Here is a 19,541-nt window from a genome sequence, read left to right on the forward strand (position 1 = left end):
GCGAGTGGGGGAAACCCCCAAGACCGCGCTGCATCGCTTTAGCGCCCACGGTAATTTCATTATAGCACAAATAATCTTATATTATAACATATTTTGAAAATTTTTGTAACAAACTTGTGAGGGAGTCGGGAGTCGGGAATCGGGAGTCGGGAGTAGTGGAGTCGGGAAAAATCCTGTTTCCCCAACCATTAATTAATTAATTTTGTAAGTGACTATGTGTGATGGTAGCTAGCCGCTGCGTGGACTCAAGCTACCTTAAGGGATTCTTAGGACAGGCCAAACAATGCTCCTTTGGAGCCGCTACGCGATGAAGCGTCGGCTTTGCGATCGCGTAGCGTGACCAAAGGTCAATCGCATTTCCCTACCACACCCTAAACTCTTCCCTTTCTTCCCGATTCCCGATTCCCGACTCCCGACTCCCTAAAGTTGCCAATTTTTTCTTTATCCATTATAATAGTATTATAGGAAGAGTTAAAAATTAAGTCCACTAATGAACAAGTGCGTTGGAACTACTGAAGCGGCATCTCTATTAGGAATTTCCTCTCGACGATTGCGCCAACTCCTAGAGAAGGGTCGCGTCCGGGGTGCTTATAAAACTGGGAAATTCTGGATTATCCCTCTGTTCAACCATTTGCCACAAATTACCAAAGGGTCTCGTGGACCAAAAGGGAAATGGCGCACTAGTCGTCCTCCCGCTTTAGCCAAGATTAATGTCAATCGCAATCACATTGGCTCGAATATCAAGAAAAGCCCTCAAGACAGGAAGCCAGTGATTTCAGTAAAACGCAGTGGTACCAATCTCTACGGCAACGAAGTGGAAATCCTTGGGCCAAGTAAGATTGTCTATAATCCCGATAATCCACTGGATTGTGGCGCTCGTTTGTGGATTGAAACCTTTAGTGATATTCACTTTATTTCTTGATGCAATAGCGAGTGGGGGAAACCCCCAAGACCGCGCTGCATCGCTGGTGAGAGTTTTCCGGCTAGTCGCTGAGGGAGTAAGACCTAGGCATCGATTCTAATTTGATCTAGAGTTAATCCGGAAAAACAATAACTTTGACTGTAGTACTCATGGATACCTTAGTAAATCTGCCCTAGTTAATCAGATATGGAACCTCTAACCATTGCTGCCCTAGCCTTTATCGGTACCAAAGCTGCGGAAACTACAGTAGAAAAGGTCACTGAGGCAGCCATAGAAAAAGCCAAGCTCCTGCGCGAGAAGATTATTAATAAGTTAAGAGGTAATCCGAGGGCTGAAGTAGCTTTGCAACGTGCCGAACCAGGGTCAAAGACTGAGCTAAAAGTTGTATCTGACTATTTGCAAGAGGCGATGAGAGCAGATTCTCAATTTGCCCAGGAGATTGAAGTATTAGCAAGGGAAATCGATAATTTGAACCAAGGGCAAGGGGAAAATTGGCAAGTATCTGGTGGTGAGGTAAATTACAACAAGGTATCTGGTGATTTAACTTATGACAATAAAAAACAATCTCCAGTAATTGAAGGAACTGGTAGTAATACTACCATCAGCATTACCTACAATAATCCTCCTCAACATTAGCTGAAGTCGCCTGGGGAGCAGGTTAACCAAATCCCAGTTGCTAATCCTAATAATTTAGCTATAGTACGCAGTGGCTTAGTCAATTTTGTTGGTCGGGAGAAACAACTAAAAGAACTACACCAACAGCTTCAAGAGAAGGAGCGCATTGCTATCACTGCTGTGGTTAGCGGTATGGCTGGAGTAGGTAAAACTGAACTTGCCATACAGTATGCTCAACGCCAGAAACAGCAATCAACCTATCCCGCTGGTATTTGTTGGATACAGGTACAAGAATCCAACCCTGGGTTACAATTGCTGAGTTTTGCTAAGTCTCAGCTCAATCTCAATCCTCCTGAAGATTGGGAGTTACTAGACCAGTTAGACTTTTGTTGGTCTCGGTGGCCGCCTTTAGATGGTGATGTCCTGATCATTCTGGATGATGTTAGAAACTACGAGGATATTGAAGGTTATCTACCACCCCAAGAATCCCGTTTCAAAGTACTAATAACGACACGTAAATATTGGCTATCAGAATCCTTTGAACAATTACGTCTAGAGGTGCTAGATGAGCAAGCAGCTTTGGAGTTGTTAGCAAATTTTATCGATGAGTCAAGACTGGAAAAAGAACCAGTAGCAGCCTCTCAACTCTGTAAAGACTTAGGATACCTACCCCTGGGATTGGAGTTAGTAGGACGTTTCCTCAAGAGAAAATCTAGGTGGACCTTGGCCAGGATGGCACAGGAATTGGAGCAAAAGCTAAACACACTGGAGCCATCGGGGGAAATGACAGCTCAAAGAGGAGTAGAAGCAGCATTAGAGTTGAGCTGGAAAGAGTTAGATTTTCAAGGGCAGTGGTTAGGATGTTTGTAAGCATTCAGGTGATGGGGTTGACAAAAAGGGAAGGATGAGTAGTAGTGTAGAACCATGGAAATCAAACCGCCAGCTATCCCAAATAGCTTTGAAGCTCTGGAACTGCTGCCCCAATCAGTTCTGNTGCCTCTTGCCTCTTGCCTCTTGCCTCTTGCCTCTTGCCTCTTGCCTCTTGCCTCTTGCCTCTTGCCTCTTGCCTCTTGCCTCTTGCCTCTTGCCTCTTGCCTCTTGCCTCTTGCCTCTTGCCTCTTCTCTGTTCCCTGTTCCCTGTTCCCTAAAACCCAGGACTCTGTACCTCACCCAATTGAAAACCCCTATAGTTCCCTTTAATGCTCATGTCCCAACAGGATCGCCGCCTTGAAGTTTCTGAAGCCGCCTGGCGAGTTATTGTCCGAGAGGGGTTAGATCGCACCAGTATGCGGGCGATCGCCCAAGAGCTTGGTTGCACCACCGGAGTTGTTACTCACCACTTTCGAGATAAGCAGGAGCTTATTCTCTTTGCCCTTAATCAAGTAACTCAGCGTCTGCAAAAAACGATGCAGGCTGCAACAGAGCACGCTAGGGGAGTCGATCGACTAGTAGAAATGCTATCTGCGTTTTTGCCACTAGACACTGAACGGCAAGATATTCTCAAGGTCTGGGTGGCCTTTTTGGGGTATGCCATTGGACGAGAATCCTTGATGGCTGAGCATCAACAGAGTGCTGCTCAGCTCCGTGAGGTGATTATTCAAGAGTTGTTTGCTCTACAGTCAGCCAAACTGATTCGAGCTAACATAGAGCCAGAGTTAGAAGCCAACGCCCTGTTAGCCCTAGTCAATGGGGTTAGCCTCGACTCCCTGATTCAAGCCAAACGCCTTAGCTCTGACCACCAGCAGATTGTCATTCGGCGCTACGTTAACGAGTTACTGTCTACTCATGCTATTTCTGGCTCTGGTAATCCCTAATCAAGACAAGTTAGTGTTGTCAACAATTGGGGAATTTAACTCTTGTGGATCTTGATTGCTTGGGACTGGCTAAACTCCAATCAGATTACCTCCCAAGTCGATGAAATCACCAAAGATATTGAAAAACTCACCTCCTAGGTCAACGTTATTGATAATTTTGGTGTCTGTGATCTCGACGATGGCTCCCATACTGATAAACAGACCACCACCATCGCCGGTACCATTGTTGTCACTGTCAGCAATATTACCAGTGATTTTGTTGTTGCGCAAGGTAATGGTATTACCACTCTCGACGGAAATGCCCCCGCCATTGACTACTGCCCAGTTACCAGTAATCTGATTGTTGGCCAGCAGCACGTCGTTAGCAGTTCCAATCACATTGACACCACCGCCGTCTTCAAATTCGTCTGTTGCCAGGTTGTCAATAATCCGGCTATTGAATATCTTTACAACGTTGTTACTTATTTCGTTCGCAGTACCAATTTTTATTCCATTGTCCTCGTTATTGCTGATAGTGCTATGAATCACCGTTACATTTTGACCTGCGGCACTTATATCAAGACCCTGGCCCTCATTTTGGCTGAGGTTGCTGTTCCTTACAAATAATTTAGTGTTGTCTCCATCGAGATCGATGCCATCTGATGTGTTGTTTGTAAAGGAGCTACGGAGCACCTTGACATTATTGTTGTCTCCATCGATCTCGATGCCATCATCTGAGTGGCCTACGAAGAAGCTACGGAACACTTCGAGATTAGTGTTGTTTCCATCGATGTCGATGCCATCTGTGTTGTCTGCGAAGATGCTATTGATCACAGTGATTTTGCTGTTGTCTGCGTCGGACTCGATCCCATCTGAGGAATTTCTTAAGATGCTATCAATCACTGTCAGATTCCCGTCATTCACCTGGATGGCATCCTGTCCCTCAGAAATTGTCAGGCTTTTGAAGGTAACATTAGGCTCAGCGCTAACATTAGCGCCATTGCTAATCGTAAAGATATCAAAAGAGCCATCACCTTGTACTGTGATTTGGTCAGCATATTTAAATACACCAAGCTCGAGATTAGGACTGTCGCTGTCGCTAATATCGAAGCTGATTCCAACATCTTTTCCAACAATATTCACACTGTCGGTAATCTCCAGTGTCCCTAGGGTAGGGTCTAGAGTAATCGTCTGTTGACCTGGTTCCAGTTCAAATAAGATTGTATCTTCACCAGGAGAATTATTCGCTGCCTCGATCGCTTCTCGTAACGTGGTGACCACATCCAAAGAATTCATTCCGTCAGCTGTGGTATTAACTGTGAAAACTGCCATAGTTATTCATCCTTTTTTTAGTTAAAAAGCTGATTGTTTCCCCAGGGTAAACGCATCTTGTTGGGTAACCGGGGGTAGTTCTCAATAAACCCAGCCTTATTGCGCTTATTGACCAGAAATTTTCTACATATAGTGTTTATTTGATTTTTTAAAAACTATATATAGTAATCAGCCAATTAGATGCGTTTACCCTGATTGCTTCCCCCTTGTCAGCTATTATTCTTAATCCTTCCACTAAGTAGTCGGACATAAATAAACGGTACTGTCTCGAAAACTGTAAAATGCTTGTAACCTTTACCCCAAAAGGTTTTGTCTATATTTACAAAACTTTATACAGCACCCAAAACTTTTGTCCGACTACTTACCGGAGATTGTGGGAGAATAAATAGCCCGTTTAACCCTGGTGGTTGTTTACAGGTTTACGACAACTTACCTAAAGTTATCCGATTTTTACAGTTTTTTATTTTCTTTATTGACTCTTTAGTTTTTTTAAAAAAAATACCAAAATTTTAAAGATTAACCAAATTTTTTAGGGAATAAATCAAGGATATAAATCTCTGAATATCCTTTGACAGACAGAAAATAAGCTCTGGGATACCTGTTAGGATAAACTAACTATAGCCATTCATTTAAAGAACCTTTTATTCAATCAGGAAAAAAAACTGAAACTCTTGTCGCTTCTGTCTTCTGTATTCTGTCTTATGCCTTGCTGTTAGGCATTTTTAAATAACAACAGTTTATCCCCTCGACACCAGTTGTTGTCGAGGGGATAACTAAGCAATAATGTCACCTATTTACTTGATTGGACTTTAGACAAACTCCCTATTGACCTAAGCTCTAATTCAAAATTTTGCCTGACGGGGTGACAAACAGCCTTAAAAGCTTGACGGGGTGACCGGGTGTGGGGTGATGGGTGTAGGGGAAGATCAGGAGCTGGCGGAGTGGCGACGGGACGGTTAAATCAGGTCTCGAACCGATTGTTATCCCACCGGCTCACTCCAAATTCCCTGTCTTGATGCAGTCGCTCATGGGGGAAACCACGCCAGTTGCTCATGGGGGAGACCCCCAAGACCGCACTGGCTCCCCAAGACCGCGCTGCATCGCTGTCAGCCAAGCAAAGCGCGAGTGGGGGAAACCCCCGCAGGTCGGTAATGGTGCGCGAACCGTAGGCGAATTAAATTCGCCACGGGTCGCACCTGAGGCATCGCTTTTATTTTCCCCACCCCCTACCCCCCACACCCGGTCACCCTGTTTAGTTTAATGCCTTGTTGTCACCCCCTGAGAAATTTGGCTTCCTTTGAGGCTACTTCAGGCTTTGGTTAAGCAATAACTTTGAAGTTGGAGGCAAAAACTATTTTCCCCCCTTGCGCCAAGGTATTCCTAGCGCAACCATATCCTCAGGTTCAGATTCCGATAAAACACAGTTTCTGAAAGCTTTTGAGAGGTTTGATGCTCTAGGGATAGATGTTTGATCCCCTTGGTTTTGTCCAAAGTCCAAGCCAGATCTAAGTTAACTCAATTTCTAAACTTGAATGTCATTACCTGCAATGTCATTATCTCCAAGGTCGAAGAAATTACCAAATACATTGCGATACTCACCTCCTAGGTCAACCTTATCGGTAATTTGGCTTGCTCTGATTCCGACGATAGCACCCAAACCGATAAAGAGACCTCCACCATCGCCGGTACCATTGTTGTCACTGTCAGCAATATTATCAGTGATTGTGTTGTTGCCCAGGAACATGGTATTTCCACTATCGACAGCAATGCCGCCGCCATTGACTTCTGCGGAGTTACCAGTAATCTGATTATTGACCAGCAGCACCTCGTTATCAATGCCAAGGACACTGACACCACCGCCACTACCTCCTGTCAAATTCTCAATAATATCGCTATTGAATATCTGTACAACGTTGTTAGTTACTTCTTCCGAAGTACCGATTTCTATTCCAGTGTCCTCGTTCTTGATTATAGTGCTATCAATAACCTTTACATTTTGACCTACGGCATTTATATCAAAACCATTGTCTCCATTTTGGCTGAAGGTGCTTTTGCTTACAAATGATGTCGTGTTGTTTGCCTTGATATTGATGCCATCTTTTTCGTTGCTTATGAAGGAGCTACCGACCACGTTGAGATTAGTGTTCTCTCCTGCAATCTCGATGCCATCGCTTTTGTTCTCTGTGAAGATGGTATTAATCACCTTGAGATTAGTGTTCTCTCCTGCAATCTCGATGCCATCTGATGTGTTTTTTGTGAAGGAGCTACCGACTACGTTGACATTAGCATTGTCTCCTTCTATCTTGATGCCATCGCTTTTGTTGTCTGTGAGGATGCTATTAATCACGTTTAGATTACCATCATCCACCTGGATCCCATCCTCTCCCTCAGAAATTGTCAGGTTTGTGACGGTAACATTCGCACCATTGCTAATCGTAAAAATATCAAAAGACCCACCGTCACCTTCGATAGTGATTTGGTCAGGCTCTTGAAGTCCAACAATATTAACACTTTCGGTAATTTCGAGTGTCGGTTGATTTTCGAGTGTTGGAAGATTAGGGATATCAGGAAGACTCGGAATATTAGGAAGACTCGGAATATTAGGAAGACTCGGAATATTAGGAAGACTCGGAATATTAGGGAGATTAAGAGGATTAGAGTCTAGAGTAATCGTCTGTTGACCTGGTTCAAGTTGAAATAAGATTGTATCTTGACCAGGATTATTATTCGCTAGCGCGATGGCTTCTCGTAAACTGATAACCCCATCAGAAGGATTAATTTTGTCAGCTGTGGTATTAACTGTAAAAACTGCCATAGTTAGCCATCCTTATTTGACTTATAAAGCTGATTGTTTTCCCCCTGTCAAGTATTATTTATAACTCCAACTATAGCGTTTATCATAGCTATGAGGTACACAGGTTTGCCGCCTCTTGCCTCTTTCCTCTTCCATGCTCCCTGCTTCCTGCTCCCTGCTCCCTGCTCTCTGCTCCCTAAAACCCACAAATTTGTACCTCATGAGTATAATAATTGCTATATATAAGTTTTTTTTGGAGAATAAATCGCCCGTTTTTTTGATAAGACGGTTATTGACAAGTTGACTACAACTTATCTAAGTATATCCAATTTTGAGAGTTTTATTATTACCTTTTCAATAATTAATTGAGCTTTTAAAAAACTCAATAAAAAATAAATATTGAGCAAATTTAATAATTTAAAAAAAAATCCTGTGACTGTATTCAAATAATTTACAAAAAAGAAATTGGGTTCAAAAAAAAATGGATATGGTAATACAGCTATAGCATTTTAAAATAAAAACGCTATATGATTGCGATTAAGCATTAAACCATCACATGACAGCAGCACAGCTAGACAACCCCAAGCCCAACCCACAAAACAACAGTCTGTTACACATAGAAAACCTACAGATGCACTTCCCCATCACCCAAGGAATCATCTTGCAAAAGCAAATAGGCTCCATCAAAGCTGTGGATGGACTCAACTTCGAGATCAACCGTGGCGAAACTTTAGGCTTAGTAGGAGAATCTGGCTGTGGCAAAAGTACCACCGGACGAGCGCTCCTACAACTATACCGTCCGACAGCTGGTCATGTTTACTTTGAAAATATCGACCTAACGGAGCTAGACGCTGAATCCCTGCGCCAGATGCGCCGCCGGATGCAAATGATTTTTCAAGACCCCTATGCTTCCCTCAATCCCCGCATGACCGTAGGAAGTATTGTCGGTGAACCCCTGCAAATCCATGGGTTAGCCACCGGTAAACAAAAACAAGAACGAGTCCAGTCCTTACTAGAAGTGGTAGGACTCAATCCTCAGTTTATCAATCGCTATCCCCACGAATTCTCTGGGGGTCAGCGTCAGCGGATTGTGATTGCTCGCGCCTTAGCGTTAAACCCTGACTTTATCGTATGTGATGAACCGATTGCTGCTTTAGATGTATCCATTCAAGCCCAAGTGGTTAACTTGATGCAGTCGTTGCAAGCAGATATGGGCTTAACTTATCTATTTATTGCTCACGATTTAAGTATAGTGCGCCACATTTCTGACCGGGTGGCAGTAATGTACCTAGGCAAAATAGTAGAACTCGCAGATCGCGTCTGTTTATATGAGAACCCCTTGCATCCCTATACCCAAGCATTAATCTCAGCCGTACCAATTCCTGACCCTGAACTTGAGCGTCAACGGGAACGTATTATCCTAACAGGGGATGTACCCAGCCCGAGCAATCCCCCGAAAGGTTGTCGGTTTCACACTCGCTGTCCTATGGTAATGGATACTTGTCGGCAAGACCCAGAACCAGAGTTTAAAGATGCAGGTAGAGGACATTATGTTGCTTGTCATTTAGTCCATTGACAAGAGGATCTTAGTATAGCGCTTATCATAGGACTAACCACTCACAAAACTAATGTTCGTCCATCGCAATGGATCGAGAGCAACGCCAATTACTCGGTAGAGCCGAAGGCCATCCCATCCGCAGGGCTTCTGGGCAAATGGTATGAATGGTCAGCTGGCAATCAATTAGCTGCAAGCCTTCCTTTTCTACCTGCTTCATCCCTTGTTTCAAGATTGAGTCATTCTTGAATTCCACCGTCTGGTTACACTGAATACACACCAGATGATGGTGATGATGGGGAAAAGGCTGATTGAGTTCATAATGTTTATGCCCTTCTGCCAATTCCAATTCCCGCAGGATGCCCATCCGTGACATTAACTTAACGCTGCGGTAAATTGTAGATAAGCTGATTCCTTCTCCTCGCTGGTCGAGCAATTCGTGAAGTTCCTCAGCACTCAGATGGGTTCCTCTCGGTAAATTTTGGAAAACGTGGAGAATGGTCTCCCGTTGCGGTGTCATACGCCAACCTCGAGCATTGAGTTCGGCCTTGAGTGAAGCGGCAGTATAGTTAGCCATGGTAACCCTCTCAAAAACGAGCCATTATTGACAATATTAAATAATTATTTCTCTCACTTGCAAGAAAATTTCCTAATTGAGAATAAATAGTAAAGGATTATTGGTTACTTTTGAGAATAGGGCACGACACGGATGCACCTCGGATGCAGGGATACGCCGAAAATACCAAATCCAGCTAAGGGATCCGGATTTGGCAAATAAGTTAGGAAAAGGGCGAATCAGGGAAAGAGGGGGCACAGAGGGAAGACAGGGAACAGGCAAAGGGTAAGCAGATTGGCCATAACCCTTGTGCCTTGTGGCTTGTATGTTATGACTATGTTATTGCCCCTTCTCCCTAGATTTTGGCGATTGATGCTTAAAACTTGCAATAAGCAAGCATACAATACCTAGGTTGATACACACATCGGCCACATTAAATACCGGGAAGTTAATCAACCGAAAATCGAGGAAATCCACAACGCAACCCGTTACTGTCTGGTTATCTACCAAACAACTGTTGAAAAAACGGTCTATGCCATTCCCTAATGCTCCTCCCAGTATGAAGCCATAACCAAGCTGTTCCAACCTAATCAGCTTTGGCCCAAACCAAGCTAGGGCGATTAAACCAAGACTCACAGCTAAGGACAGCCAGCGCAACCAGCTGCCGTCTTTACTAAAGAGACTGAAAGCGGCACCAGTATTAGTCACATAGGTAAAGTGAAACACCCCTTGCCACAGGGGTAGAGTCTCAGCCAATTCAAAATTCTGCACCACCCAATATTTAGTCAGCTGATCCAGAATCAGACCAATAGCAGCAGCAAACCAAAACAGGCGGTTTTTTTTCATTAGTCATTAGTCATGATAGCATTTATTAATTGGGTCAGGTACTTACAGCGATGGGTTTTAGGGAGTAGGGAGTAGGGAGTCGGGAGTCGGGAGTCGGGAGTCGGGAGTAGGGAGTAGGGAGTAGGGAGTAGGGAGTAGGGAGTAGGGGTAACAAAATTGACTTTACCTGATAAGTATGGTAAAAGCTATAGTCATTTGTGATTTGTCCTTTGTGATTAGTCTACGACTTACCCAGGGAAAAGAAAAATTAACGTTTTAGCCAATAGGGAACTTCGGAGCTGGGCATTAAAATGACTATCAATAAAACATTAACTGCCGTAGACCAAATGCCACAACGGTCACAGAACAAACTACCACTAGCTGACTCGGTAAAGGCGAAATGGTATATTTCATGATCGCTTCCATGAGAGGCACAGCCCCAAGCACTGACCAATTGATGCCGTGGAAAATCATCAAATAGCCGACACCGTAGGCATGGATGGTTAGTAAACCACAGAGGCAGCTAAATGCCAATGTTTCGACTCGTGGTTGTACGCGAAAGGCTAAAAAACCACAAACCCAGGCTCCGGCAATAAAGCCTAGTATGTATCCAAAGCTGGGTTCTTTGATATAGCCAATACCTCCACCTTGAGTAAAGATTGGCAGGTTTAACCCGATCACAACATAGGCAATTTGAGAAAGAGCACCAGCATTTCTGCCTCCTAAACAAGCAGCTAGTAGGACTGCTCCAATCTGATAGGTAACCCCTAAGGATATAGTTTGAACACCTTGAGTTGACCAATCCCAGGGTGGATTGGAGACAAAGAAGGCTTCTAGAAACGTGCCGCCGATGGTCAGCAGCAAACCAATTATGGCCCACAAAATCTCATTGGGAGCAGACACAGTTACATCGATAATCTATTTATTCTGGGAGTTATATTCTCCGGGAATCGGAGCTTCACCACCGGTTAGACCCAAAGAGTCCAGCATAGCGTGGTCTTGCTCTGGTGGCTGTCCCAGAGTGGTGAGGTAGTGTCCAATCAGCATAGCATTGATTCCGGATTTTAGCCCTTGTGCCTGCAATTGGCCCATCACGGCTTCTCGCCCACCAGCATAGCGCAGGATTTGCTCAGGTAGGATCATCCGGAAAATTGCGATCGCTTTTAGTGCTTCATAGGTATCTAGCTTCCCAGATTCTCCCAAAGGCGTTCCAGAGCGAGGATTGAGCAAGTTCAGGGGTACTGATTCCACCTTTAACTCCCGCAGGGCTAGAGCTAAATCAACTCGGTCTTCCCAGCTTTCTCCCATGCCCATAATCCCACCAGTGCAGGCTTGAATCCCCACTGCTTTCAAGTTCTGGATCGTCTCGACGCGATCGCGCCAGCTGTGAGTAGTCACAATTTCTGGGAAAAACCGCTCTGAGGTTTCTAAGTTATGGTTGTAGCGAGTTACCCCAGCTTCTTTCAGGGCTTGGGCTTGTTCCGAGGTCACTTCTCCCAAGGCACAGCAAGGCTTAATGCTGGTTTCGGCAATAATCTCCCGTACGGTTTCCAGAATTTGTTCAAACTCTTTTGATTTAGGGCTACTGTACTTTGGTCCACGTCCCTGACTGACTAGGCAAAAACGTTTGGCTCCAGCCGCTTCAGCTGCCTTAGCTTGAGCCATAATCTCTTCCTTAGACTTAAGACCATAAATCGGGGAATCAACGCCAGGATGGTGAGCCGACTGGGCACAAAAGCCACAGTTTTCTGAGCAGCCCCCAGATTTGACATTGACGATACTACACAAATCCACGGTATTACCACAGCAGGCTTGGCGCACTTTGTCAGCTGCTTGGCACAGCAGCAATATATTATCCTGCCCTTCGAGTTTGGTCAGGGCTAAGGCTTCCTCTCTAGTAATGCGATCGCCTGCAATAATCCCCTCAGTTAGCTTTTGCAGCCACTCATTCACGGATGCTGGGGATGTTGAGCATTGTTCTGGTGTACTTGCTGGTGTACTTGCTGGTGTAGTTGATAAATCTACAGATAGACCTACAGCAGTTGACAAAGGTGCTTGAACCACAGTATCTCCGACATATATCAGCTTTAAAGGCACCCCTCACTATACCACCTTAGAGTAAGTTGGCTAGTGAGTTCTACTACCCCAAGTAAAAATTTAACCTTTTCTTAATTATAATTTAACCTAATGCTTAACCTACTCTTTATGGTGGAGCGGTAAACTCCGGCTGTGACGCCTAAAAAAATCAAGCCAATTCCATGTTGTCTCAAAAGAATAATTTATTGTCAATAGCATTGATCACCACCTTAGCCATGGGGATTACCTCCTGTGGTGGTTCAACCCCTAAAGCTCAAGTTAAGGTAGATGGTTCCAGCACCGTATTTCCCATATCTGCGGCAATGGCGGAAGAGTTCGAGAAAGCCAATCCGGAAATCCAAGTTACTGTCGGTGTCTCTGGTACTGGTGGTGGATTCAAGAAGTTTTGTGCTGGAGAAACCGATATTTCCAACGGCTCCCGTCCGATCAAAGAATCAGAAATAGAACTTTGCAAGAAGGGAGGAATTGAGTACATCGAATTACCCATCGCCTTTGATGGACTCTCTGTAGTAGTTAACAAAGAAAATAACTTTGCTAGCTGCCTAAAAATTTCTGAACTCAAAAAAATGTGGGAGCCAGCAGCTCAAGACAAAATCAAAAACTGGAAGCAAATTCGTCCTGGTTTCCCTGATACCAAACTAGGACTTTATGGCCCAGGAACTGACTCGGGAACCTATGACTACTTTATGGAAAACACGGTTGGTAAAAAAGTTGGCTCTCGGGGCGACTATACCGCTAGTGAAGATGATAATTTGCTTGTTCAAGGGGTATCGACTGATAAGGGTGGACTAGCCTTCTTTGGTTACGCCTACTACGAAGAAAACAAAGATAAACTCAAACTGCTAGAGATTGATGGAGGAAGTGGTTGCGTTGCCCCTAGCACAGCAACTATTGCCGATGGAAGTTACAAACCTCTATCTCGTCCAGAGTTTATCTACGTCAAGAAAGAGGCTGCAACTCGACCTGAAGTTAAAGCCTTTGTAGAGTATCAGTTGGCAGCAGAAAATTCCAAATTAATCTCAGAAGTTGGCTATGTTCCCATGCCAGAAGACATTATGATGCTGGTGAGAAAGCGTTTTAGCGACGGCCAAGTCGGTACAGTCTTTGCTAATGCTCCTAAAGGCTCGAAAGTGAAACAGCTATTGATGAAAGGGAAATAAAGAATAGTAAAGTATGTCTTGAAGGATGAAGGATGAAGGATGAAGGCTGAAAAGAACCAAGTTGCTAAGTCACCTTGTAAGTCACCTTGATAGATATCACCACTACACCTATGAGTAGAATTATTTCATTCCTCACACTTGATTCCTCACACTTCATCCTTCATCCTTTATCCTTTATCCTTCACACTTGATCCTACCCTAAGAGAACGCTATCAGGCGAACACACTTGCTCCTTCAAACTTGCTCCTTCACACTTAATACTTTACTGATGTCTACCACTCCCTCATCTTTTGAGTCATCAGACTCTGAGATGTTTCGACCAAACCGGCAGTTAAACAAGCGGGTAGAACTGGTAGTAAAAATAATTTTTGCTACCTTTGCCTTTGTTTCTGTCGCAACTACTATCGGCATTGTTCTAACCCTAATATTTGAAACAGTAGGATTTTTCCAAGAAGTATCACTCTGGAAACAATTCCTGACCGATAAAGCATGGACTCCCTTGTTTGCTAATCCCAAGTTTGGCATTTTTGTGCTGATTAGTGCCACCTTCCTGACCTCTGTAATTGCGCTGATGGTAGCATTACCGTTGGGATTGCTGGCAGCTATCTGCTTGAGTGAATATGCATCTAGTGGTGTCCGTCGCTGGATCAAACCTGCTCTAGAAATATTAGCAGGGGTTCCTACAGTAGTATTTGGTTACTTTGCCCTGATGCTAGTGAGCCCCTTCTTAAGAAGATTTATTCCCGAGTTACCAGGATTCAATGCCTTAAGCGCTGGGATTGTTTTAGGAATAGCCATTATTCCCATGATAGCTTCCCTCAGTGAAGATGCTATCTATGCTGTACCCAATAGTTTAAGACAAGGTGCTTATGCCTTGGGGGCAACTAAACGAGAAACCATCATCGGAGTAGTAATACCAGCAGCATTATCTGGAATTGTTGCTTCCTTCGTACTAGCAGTTTCCCGTGCTGTAGGTGAAACCATGATTGTTAGCATTGCTGCCGGTCAAAATCCCACCTTAGGACTAAATCCCCTAGTACCAGTGATGACCATGACAGCGTCTATCGTTCAGGTCAGCATGGGAGATACACCAGCAGGTTCCCTAGCCTACAAAACTATTTTTTCCGTAGGCATGACCCTGTTCTTACTGACCTTAGCCCTAAATATCTTTAGCTTTTGGTTTGTCCGTCGCTTTCGGGAGAAATACGACTAATGGCACAAGACCTAAAACCTCTAGGAGACGATTCCCTAGGTAACTTCAACCTGGCGCTAACCAAGCGCTATAACTTTGATAAAATCTTCGCCATTGCGGCCTGGGTTGGCATCTGTTTTGGGCTAGCCATACTCGCAGTATTGCTGATTGATGTTTTTCTTGATGGTCTGCCCCGGCTCGATTGGCAATTTATCACCAGTCCTCCCTCCCGTAAACCAGACCAAGCCGGTATTTTTCCTCCCTTAATCGGTAGTGTGTGGCTGTTGGTGGTAACAGCAATGGTCTCTTTTCCCTTGGGAGTAGGGGCAGGTATTTTCTTAGAAGAATATGCCACTGACAACCTGTTGACCCAGATTATTGAAATCAACATCGCTAACCTAGCTGCTGTACCTTCAATTATTTACGGTTTGTTGGGCTTAACAGTTTTTGTCCGGTGGTTGAAACCGATTACTAATGGTACAAGCATACTAAGTGGTGCCCTCACCCTGTCCTTGTTAATTCTGCCCATAATTATTGTTGTCACCCGTGAAAGTCTACGGGCAATTCCCAATAGTTTGCGTCAAGCGGGTTACGCATTAGGAGCAACTCGCTGGCAAGTGATTCGAGAGCATATTTTTCCTCTCGCTTTACCTGGTATCCTGACAGGAACGATTTTGGCACTCTCAAGGGCAATTGGAGAAACTGCTCCCTTGATTACTATCGGAGCCTTGAGCTTCATTACCAGTGCGCCAACGGGGTTACAAAGTCAATTTACTGCACTGCCAATTCAAATTTATAGGTGGATCTCCCTTCCGCAAGCAGAGTTTCACACTAACGCTGCGGCGGCAATTGTGATGTTGATGGTAGTGCTGTTGGTCATGAATGCCGGAGCAATTTTCCTGCGCAACAAATTCCAAACCAATAGATAGTAATTCACCTGCACCAGTAGTAAAAGACCTATTAAAAGGCATAGAAAATTTTTCAGTTTGGATTTAAAACGTTGACAATTCCACAGAGGATTGAAAGATGAATCCCGAGCAAGTTATCGACTCCACCACTTCGTCTGTAGAAGTAGAAGATCCGGTTTTACGGGCTGAAAAAGTTTCCGTCTACTATGGATCATTTTTAGCAGTCAAAGATGTCTATTTAGATATTCCAAAAAACCAAGTTACCGCGTTTATCGGACCGTCCGGTTGTGGAAAAAGCACCTTGTTACGGTGCTTTAATCGCTTAAACGACCTGATTCCGGGAGCAAGGGTGACAGGTAGAATTACCTTCCATGGGGAAAATCTCTATGATCAAAAGTTTGACAACAGCATTGAAGAAGTACGTCGCCGCATTGGGATGGTATTCCAAAAGCCAAACCCTTTTCCCAAATCCATTTATGAAAATATTGCCTTTGGAGCCCGGATTAATGGCTATCAAGGGGACATGGATGAATTAGTGGAGCGCAGTCTTCAACAAGCTGCCCTCTGGGATGAAGTCAAAGATAAACTAAGACAGAGTGGTCTGTCTCTATCTGGTGGTCAACAACAGCGTTTGTGTATTGCTCGTGCCTTAGCCATTAAGCCAGAAGTGTTGTTGATGGATGAACCCTGCTCCGCTCTTGACCCCATCTCCACCCTCAAAGTGGAAGAACTCATGCACGAGCTGAAAGAAAAATACACGATTGTTATCGTTACCCACAACATGCAACAAGCTACCCGAGTAGCAGATATGACCGCTTTCTATAACGCTAGGGCAACGGAAACAGGTGGTAAACAAGGCTATTTAGTAGAATTCAATAGAACTGAAGTCATCTTCCAAAATCCTCAGCAGGAAGCAACTAGGGACTATGTGAGTGGGCGTTTCGGCTAAATTCCCCCAAAATTTTCCCGTGACATACACAGAAAACTTGCGTTTCAAACCCAACTCATGGGAGATTTGATCTTAGACTACACATGCCACGGCAACACGCCCGTGGGATTTTTTTTTCTGATGGGGATGATCCCCCCAGTACCAATTCAAGATAGGATCAAATCTGATTATAAAATTGGATTTGTTGTCAATCATGGGAATAAAGCGCTACTTATCAGGTTTTCTTGCCCTGGTACTGGTTATGGTTATCGGTTTAACTGGTTGTGCCTCAAGTGGTACAGGCTTAACAGGAGATTACCGTCAGGATACAATAATTGCTCTACAAGAATTAAGACAAGCCCTTGAATTACCAGAAGATTCACCAGATAAGACGGCAATTCGTGAAAAAGCAACTCTACTGATGAATGACTATGCTTCGCGCTACCGCAGAGATAGAGCTGTGTCTACCCTTAATTCCTTCACTACCATGCGAACTGCTGTCAATTCCTTGGCTGGTTACTACAGTTCCTATCCCAATCGCCCTTTACCGAAAAAGGTGAAGGATCGTCTAGAGCAGGAATTTTCCCAAGTAGAGCGTTCTCTCAAACGGGGCGCTTAAGCTGTCCACACCTCGCCTATTCTAGGCGAGGGATAAGCTGGGTTAACAAAAAACTAGGAGTAGAAACCTGTCCTATCTTCAGGTTTATTGAGAACATCCCAGGTAAGGGAGGGTAGGATTATCGATGAGATCAAAGTTTTGGCCAATTTTTTTATCTGCTCTGGCCCTAACTCTCATCATAAGTAAGAATTTTCCGGAACAGTAGGTAAGAGAGCTGAAAACAGTTAAAGATAATGCCAGCCGAAGCGCGGTTAGGGGTTAGAGAGATTATTATAGGGTTTATGGCTACTACTAGGGCTTTAGTTCACTAATAATCAACAATAATCAAAGTTGACAAATTTAGCGATGCAGCGCGGTCTTGGGGGTTTCCACGGGGCTTACAAGGTGCGGACGCAGGTTCCGCACACAGCCCCTCCCCATGAGCGACTGCATCAAGACAATGATATATGCATCAACGAAAACGATATAGATTTACCTATAGATTTACCTCTAACCCCTGCCTTGGTGTTTCCCTTTCTATCCCTAAACTATATAATAACAAGCTAAAGCTAATTTTAGAAAAAATCATAGTTAAAAACCCCTGTGGAATAACGGCGGGGATGAAAACGAGTTAGTGAATTGCTCACCCTCTCGTAGTATCCGTTTAGAATCCCTGATGCTGCACCTGGGGTAGATTTCAAAGATATTGAAGCAATCGGGGATGAGTTAACTGGCTTTTGGCTAACTTTCTGTTCTTTTGTAGTGTTTCTAGGAATGTATAACAGTTTTGGTAAACGGAGGCAAGACCGGCAAGGTCTACATCGTAGCTTGATTGCCACCTTTGCAGTAGGAAGTAGTCTTTTGAGTCAGTGTTGGTTTGTACCAACCGCTGAGGCAAAAACAAAAGCTTATTGCCACTTTACTCAGGAAGCGATCGCTCAAAAAGAAAGCTTAAGAGTTAATTCGTTAAAGGACAACTCAGACTCTAAAATCAGCTACCAAACCATTATCCAGGAACACGCCAGTTTCTTACAGCAGTGTCGTTCCCAAACCTGGCCGCAAAATCAAGCAATTTGGGTGCGCTTATATCCCTGTGATGCTCGTCCTGGAGCCCTTGAGGAAACCCTCGACCGTATTGTGAACCAAGGCTACAATCAGGTCTACGTTGAAGTATTTTACGATGGTCGCGTCCTGTTACCAAAGTCAGATAATCGTACTCCTTGGCCGTCAGTCATACAACAACCGGGGACTGAGAACGTAGATTTATTAGCCCAGGCGATTCAAAAAGGTCGTGAGCGGGGTTTGCAGGTGTATGCCTGGATGTTTACGATGAATTTTGGTTATACCTACGGTCATCGTGCTGAGCGGCAACAGATTCTTGCCCGCAATGGTCGAGGAGAGACCAGTTTGTCTGTAGTTAAGGATGGCTCTCAAGTATTTATCGACCCTTACAACCGACAAGCCCAGGTAGACTACTATGAGATGCTTAAGGGTGTATTAAAGCGACGCCCCGATGGGATTTTATTTGACTACATTCGCTATCCCCGTGGTTCAGGTTCCCAGTCTGTGGCCAGCAGTGTCAAGGATCTTTGGATTTACAGTGATGCAGCTAAGCAAGCCCTCTATCAACGGGCTGGTAACAATCAAGGTAAGGAGCTAATTCGGCGCTATCTGAGTAAGGGTTCCATTAGTGCTAAGGATATAAAAGCTGTCAAAAAGCTCTACCCTGATGAAAAAACTCCCCTGTGGCAAGGTCGCACTCCTTCCCCAAGAGAGAGTACTCGAACTATACAATGGCAGTTATGGCAACTAAGTGTTGCTCACGCTGCCCAGGGGATATTAGACTTTCTTAAATTAGGCGAATTGGCAGCAGAGCGAGCTGGGGTACAAGCCGGTGCAGTGTTTTTCCCCGATGGCAACCAAGTTGTAGGTCGCATGGGTTATGATTCCAGACTACAGCCTTGGGAACATTTTCCCCGTTCCCTGGAATGGCATCCCATGTCTTATGGTGTTTGTGGTCACACCGGTTGTATTGCTAATTTAGTCAAACGGGTGTTCAAGTGGGCCTCGTCGGAAACAGACGTAAAACCAGCATTAGCAGGAACTTGGGGAAGATCCATAAAAAATCGTCCTTCCCTAGAAAACCAGATGCAGGCATTGCGCCGAGTGACACCACAAATCAACTCAGTCAGTCATTTTGCCTTCTCTTGGCAAAATCCAGAATTTGACCGCGAGCGAAAGTTTTGCAGATTATAGCAGTTCGACC

The 19,541-nt window shown here is 44.4% G+C and carries 20 protein-coding genes; 14 read left to right on the forward strand and 6 right to left on the reverse strand.

Going from position 1 to position 19,541, the window contains the following annotated elements; all coding sequences use genetic code 11:
* Nucleotides 1-490 precede the first annotated feature (490 nt).
* The 4 genes from F6K46_RS02640 (at nucleotide 491) to F6K46_RS02655 (ending at nucleotide 3,351) form a co-directional block, all read left to right on the forward strand.
* Nucleotides 491-922, forward strand: a complete 432-nt coding sequence (locus F6K46_RS02640) for a DNA-binding protein (protein WP_293054672.1) — start codon at nucleotides 491-493, stop codon at nucleotides 920-922.
* 186 nt (nucleotides 923-1,108) lie between these two features.
* Nucleotides 1,109-1,558, forward strand: a complete 450-nt coding sequence (locus tag F6K46_RS02645) for a hypothetical protein (protein WP_293054670.1) — start codon at nucleotides 1,109-1,111, stop codon at nucleotides 1,556-1,558.
* A gap of 60 nt (nucleotides 1,559-1,618) precedes the next feature.
* The gene (locus F6K46_RS02650; RefSeq protein ID WP_293054775.1) at nucleotides 1,619-2,407 is read left to right on the forward strand and encodes an NB-ARC domain-containing protein; all 789 of its coding nucleotides are present in this window, start codon (nucleotides 1,619-1,621) and stop codon (nucleotides 2,405-2,407) included.
* Between the two features lie 329 nt (nucleotides 2,408-2,736).
* Nucleotides 2,737-3,351, forward strand: coding sequence for a TetR/AcrR family transcriptional regulator (locus F6K46_RS02655; protein WP_293052070.1), 615 nt, complete (start codon nucleotides 2,737-2,739; stop codon nucleotides 3,349-3,351).
* Between the two features lie 69 nt (nucleotides 3,352-3,420).
* On the opposite strand, the gene F6K46_RS02660 is transcribed toward F6K46_RS02655, so the two are convergent.
* Complete coding sequence (locus F6K46_RS02660) at nucleotides 3,421-4,662, reverse strand: right-handed parallel beta-helix repeat-containing protein (RefSeq protein WP_293052073.1); 1,242 nt, start codon at nucleotides 4,660-4,662, stop codon at nucleotides 3,421-3,423.
* Nucleotides 4,663-5,677: 1,015 nt separating this feature from the next.
* Between F6K46_RS02660 and F6K46_RS02665 the strand changes: the two genes are divergently transcribed.
* A complete protein-coding gene (locus F6K46_RS02665; protein ID WP_293052075.1) occupies nucleotides 5,678-5,923 on the forward strand; it encodes a hypothetical protein in 246 nt (81 codons plus the stop codon).
* Nucleotides 5,924-6,184: 261 nt separating this feature from the next.
* Here the strand turns inward: F6K46_RS02665 and F6K46_RS02670 are convergent, their stop codons facing one another.
* Nucleotides 6,185-7,477, reverse strand: a complete 1,293-nt coding sequence (locus F6K46_RS02670) for a right-handed parallel beta-helix repeat-containing protein (RefSeq protein ID WP_293052078.1) — start codon at nucleotides 7,475-7,477, stop codon at nucleotides 6,185-6,187.
* 90 nt (nucleotides 7,478-7,567) lie between these two features.
* On the opposite strand from F6K46_RS02670, the gene F6K46_RS02675 reads away from it, so the two are divergent.
* Nucleotides 7,568-7,702 carry a hypothetical protein gene (locus tag F6K46_RS02675; protein ID WP_293052081.1) on the forward strand — a complete coding sequence of 45 codons (135 nt, stop codon included), beginning with the start codon at nucleotides 7,568-7,570 and terminating at the stop codon, nucleotides 7,700-7,702.
* A gap of 310 nt (nucleotides 7,703-8,012) precedes the next feature.
* The gene (locus tag F6K46_RS02680; RefSeq protein WP_293052084.1) at nucleotides 8,013-9,032 is read left to right on the forward strand and encodes an ABC transporter ATP-binding protein; all 1,020 of its coding nucleotides are present in this window, start codon (nucleotides 8,013-8,015) and stop codon (nucleotides 9,030-9,032) included.
* A 49-nt stretch (nucleotides 9,033-9,081) separates the two neighbouring features.
* Here F6K46_RS02680 and F6K46_RS02685 read toward each other — a convergent pair whose 3' ends face one another.
* The 4 genes from F6K46_RS02685 to bioB form a co-directional block, all read right to left on the reverse strand.
* Nucleotides 9,082-9,588, reverse strand: coding sequence for a transcriptional repressor (locus F6K46_RS02685; RefSeq protein WP_293052087.1), 507 nt, complete (start codon nucleotides 9,586-9,588; stop codon nucleotides 9,082-9,084).
* 318 nt (nucleotides 9,589-9,906) lie between these two features.
* Nucleotides 9,907-10,413, reverse strand: a complete 507-nt coding sequence (gene lspA, locus F6K46_RS02690; RefSeq protein ID WP_075899801.1) for a signal peptidase II — start codon at nucleotides 10,411-10,413, stop codon at nucleotides 9,907-9,909.
* Nucleotides 10,414-10,710: 297 nt separating this feature from the next.
* The gene (locus F6K46_RS02695; protein WP_070393139.1) at nucleotides 10,711-11,295 is read right to left on the reverse strand and encodes a biotin transporter BioY; all 585 of its coding nucleotides are present in this window, start codon (nucleotides 11,293-11,295) and stop codon (nucleotides 10,711-10,713) included.
* A 15-nt stretch (nucleotides 11,296-11,310) separates the two neighbouring features.
* Nucleotides 11,311-12,441 (reverse strand): biotin synthase BioB, encoded by a 1,131-nt coding sequence (gene bioB / locus F6K46_RS02700; protein WP_293052092.1) that lies wholly within the window; start codon nucleotides 12,439-12,441, stop codon nucleotides 11,311-11,313.
* Nucleotides 12,442-12,674: 233 nt separating this feature from the next.
* On the opposite strand from bioB, the gene F6K46_RS02705 reads away from it, so the two are divergent.
* From F6K46_RS02705 to F6K46_RS02735, 7 genes are all read left to right on the forward strand, one after another.
* Nucleotides 12,675-13,649 carry a PstS family phosphate ABC transporter substrate-binding protein gene (locus F6K46_RS02705; protein ID WP_293052095.1) on the forward strand — a complete coding sequence of 325 codons (975 nt, stop codon included), beginning with the start codon at nucleotides 12,675-12,677 and terminating at the stop codon, nucleotides 13,647-13,649.
* A gap of 268 nt (nucleotides 13,650-13,917) precedes the next feature.
* Complete coding sequence (gene pstC, locus F6K46_RS02710; protein ID WP_293052098.1) at nucleotides 13,918-14,862, forward strand: phosphate ABC transporter permease subunit PstC; 945 nt, start codon at nucleotides 13,918-13,920, stop codon at nucleotides 14,860-14,862.
* Complete coding sequence (gene pstA / locus F6K46_RS02715; RefSeq protein ID WP_293052101.1) at nucleotides 14,862-15,770, forward strand: phosphate ABC transporter permease PstA; 909 nt, start codon at nucleotides 14,862-14,864, stop codon at nucleotides 15,768-15,770. Before pstC ends, pstA begins: the two co-directional genes overlap by 1 nt.
* A 97-nt stretch (nucleotides 15,771-15,867) precedes the next feature.
* The gene (gene pstB / locus F6K46_RS02720; protein WP_293052104.1) at nucleotides 15,868-16,698 is read left to right on the forward strand and encodes a phosphate ABC transporter ATP-binding protein PstB; all 831 of its coding nucleotides are present in this window, start codon (nucleotides 15,868-15,870) and stop codon (nucleotides 16,696-16,698) included.
* Nucleotides 16,699-16,891: 193 nt separating this feature from the next.
* Nucleotides 16,892-17,296, forward strand: coding sequence for a photosystem II protein Psb27 (psb27, locus tag F6K46_RS02725; protein WP_366510654.1), 405 nt, complete (start codon nucleotides 16,892-16,894; stop codon nucleotides 17,294-17,296).
* Between the two features lie 345 nt (nucleotides 17,297-17,641).
* Nucleotides 17,642-17,842: a hypothetical protein gene (locus F6K46_RS02730; RefSeq protein WP_293052107.1), complete on the forward strand. Its 201-nt coding sequence runs from the start codon at nucleotides 17,642-17,644 to the stop codon at nucleotides 17,840-17,842.
* 207 nt (nucleotides 17,843-18,049) lie between these two features.
* Entirely contained in the window at nucleotides 18,050-19,531 is a 1,482-nt protein-coding gene (locus F6K46_RS02735) for a family 10 glycosylhydrolase (protein ID WP_293052110.1), read from the forward strand.
* Nucleotides 19,532-19,541: the final 10 nt, after the last annotated feature.

Origin of the sequence: Moorena sp. SIO3E8, from assembly GCF_010692445.1 — a bacterium.
In the GTDB taxonomy this organism is placed as follows: domain Bacteria; phylum Cyanobacteriota; class Cyanobacteriia; order Cyanobacteriales; family Coleofasciculaceae; genus Moorena; species Moorena bouillonii.

Coding starts and splice junctions, on each gene's coding strand:
- F6K46_RS02640 (WP_293054672.1), top strand. CDS start 491: ATGAACAAGTGCGTTGGAACTACTGAAGCGGCATCTCTATTAGGAATT.
- F6K46_RS02645 (WP_293054670.1), top strand. CDS start 1,109: ATGGAACCTCTAACCATTGCTGCCCTAGCCTTTATCGGTACCAAAGCT.
- F6K46_RS02655 (WP_293052070.1), top strand. CDS start 2,737: ATGCTCATGTCCCAACAGGATCGCCGCCTTGAAGTTTCTGAAGCCGCC.
- F6K46_RS02660 (WP_293052073.1), bottom strand. CDS start 4,662: ATGGCAGTTTTCACAGTTAATACCACAGCTGACGGAATGAATTCTTTG.
- F6K46_RS02665 (WP_293052075.1), top strand. CDS start 5,678: ATGCAGTCGCTCATGGGGGAAACCACGCCAGTTGCTCATGGGGGAGAC.
- F6K46_RS02670 (WP_293052078.1), bottom strand. CDS start 7,477: ATGGCAGTTTTTACAGTTAATACCACAGCTGACAAAATTAATCCTTCT.
- F6K46_RS02675 (WP_293052081.1), top strand. CDS start 7,568: ATGAGGTACACAGGTTTGCCGCCTCTTGCCTCTTTCCTCTTCCATGCT.
- F6K46_RS02680 (WP_293052084.1), top strand. CDS start 8,013: ATGACAGCAGCACAGCTAGACAACCCCAAGCCCAACCCACAAAACAAC.
- F6K46_RS02685 (WP_293052087.1), bottom strand. CDS start 9,588: ATGGCTAACTATACTGCCGCTTCACTCAAGGCCGAACTCAATGCTCGA.
- lspA (WP_075899801.1), bottom strand. CDS start 10,413: ATGAAAAAAAACCGCCTGTTTTGGTTTGCTGCTGCTATTGGTCTGATT.
- pstC (WP_293052098.1), top strand. CDS start 13,918: ATGTCTACCACTCCCTCATCTTTTGAGTCATCAGACTCTGAGATGTTT.
- pstA (WP_293052101.1), top strand. CDS start 14,862: ATGGCACAAGACCTAAAACCTCTAGGAGACGATTCCCTAGGTAACTTC.
- pstB (WP_293052104.1), top strand. CDS start 15,868: ATGAATCCCGAGCAAGTTATCGACTCCACCACTTCGTCTGTAGAAGTA.
- psb27 (WP_366510654.1), top strand. CDS start 16,892: ATGGGAATAAAGCGCTACTTATCAGGTTTTCTTGCCCTGGTACTGGTT.
- F6K46_RS02730 (WP_293052107.1), top strand. CDS start 17,642: ATGCAGCGCGGTCTTGGGGGTTTCCACGGGGCTTACAAGGTGCGGACG.
- F6K46_RS02735 (WP_293052110.1), top strand. CDS start 18,050: ATGTATAACAGTTTTGGTAAACGGAGGCAAGACCGGCAAGGTCTACAT.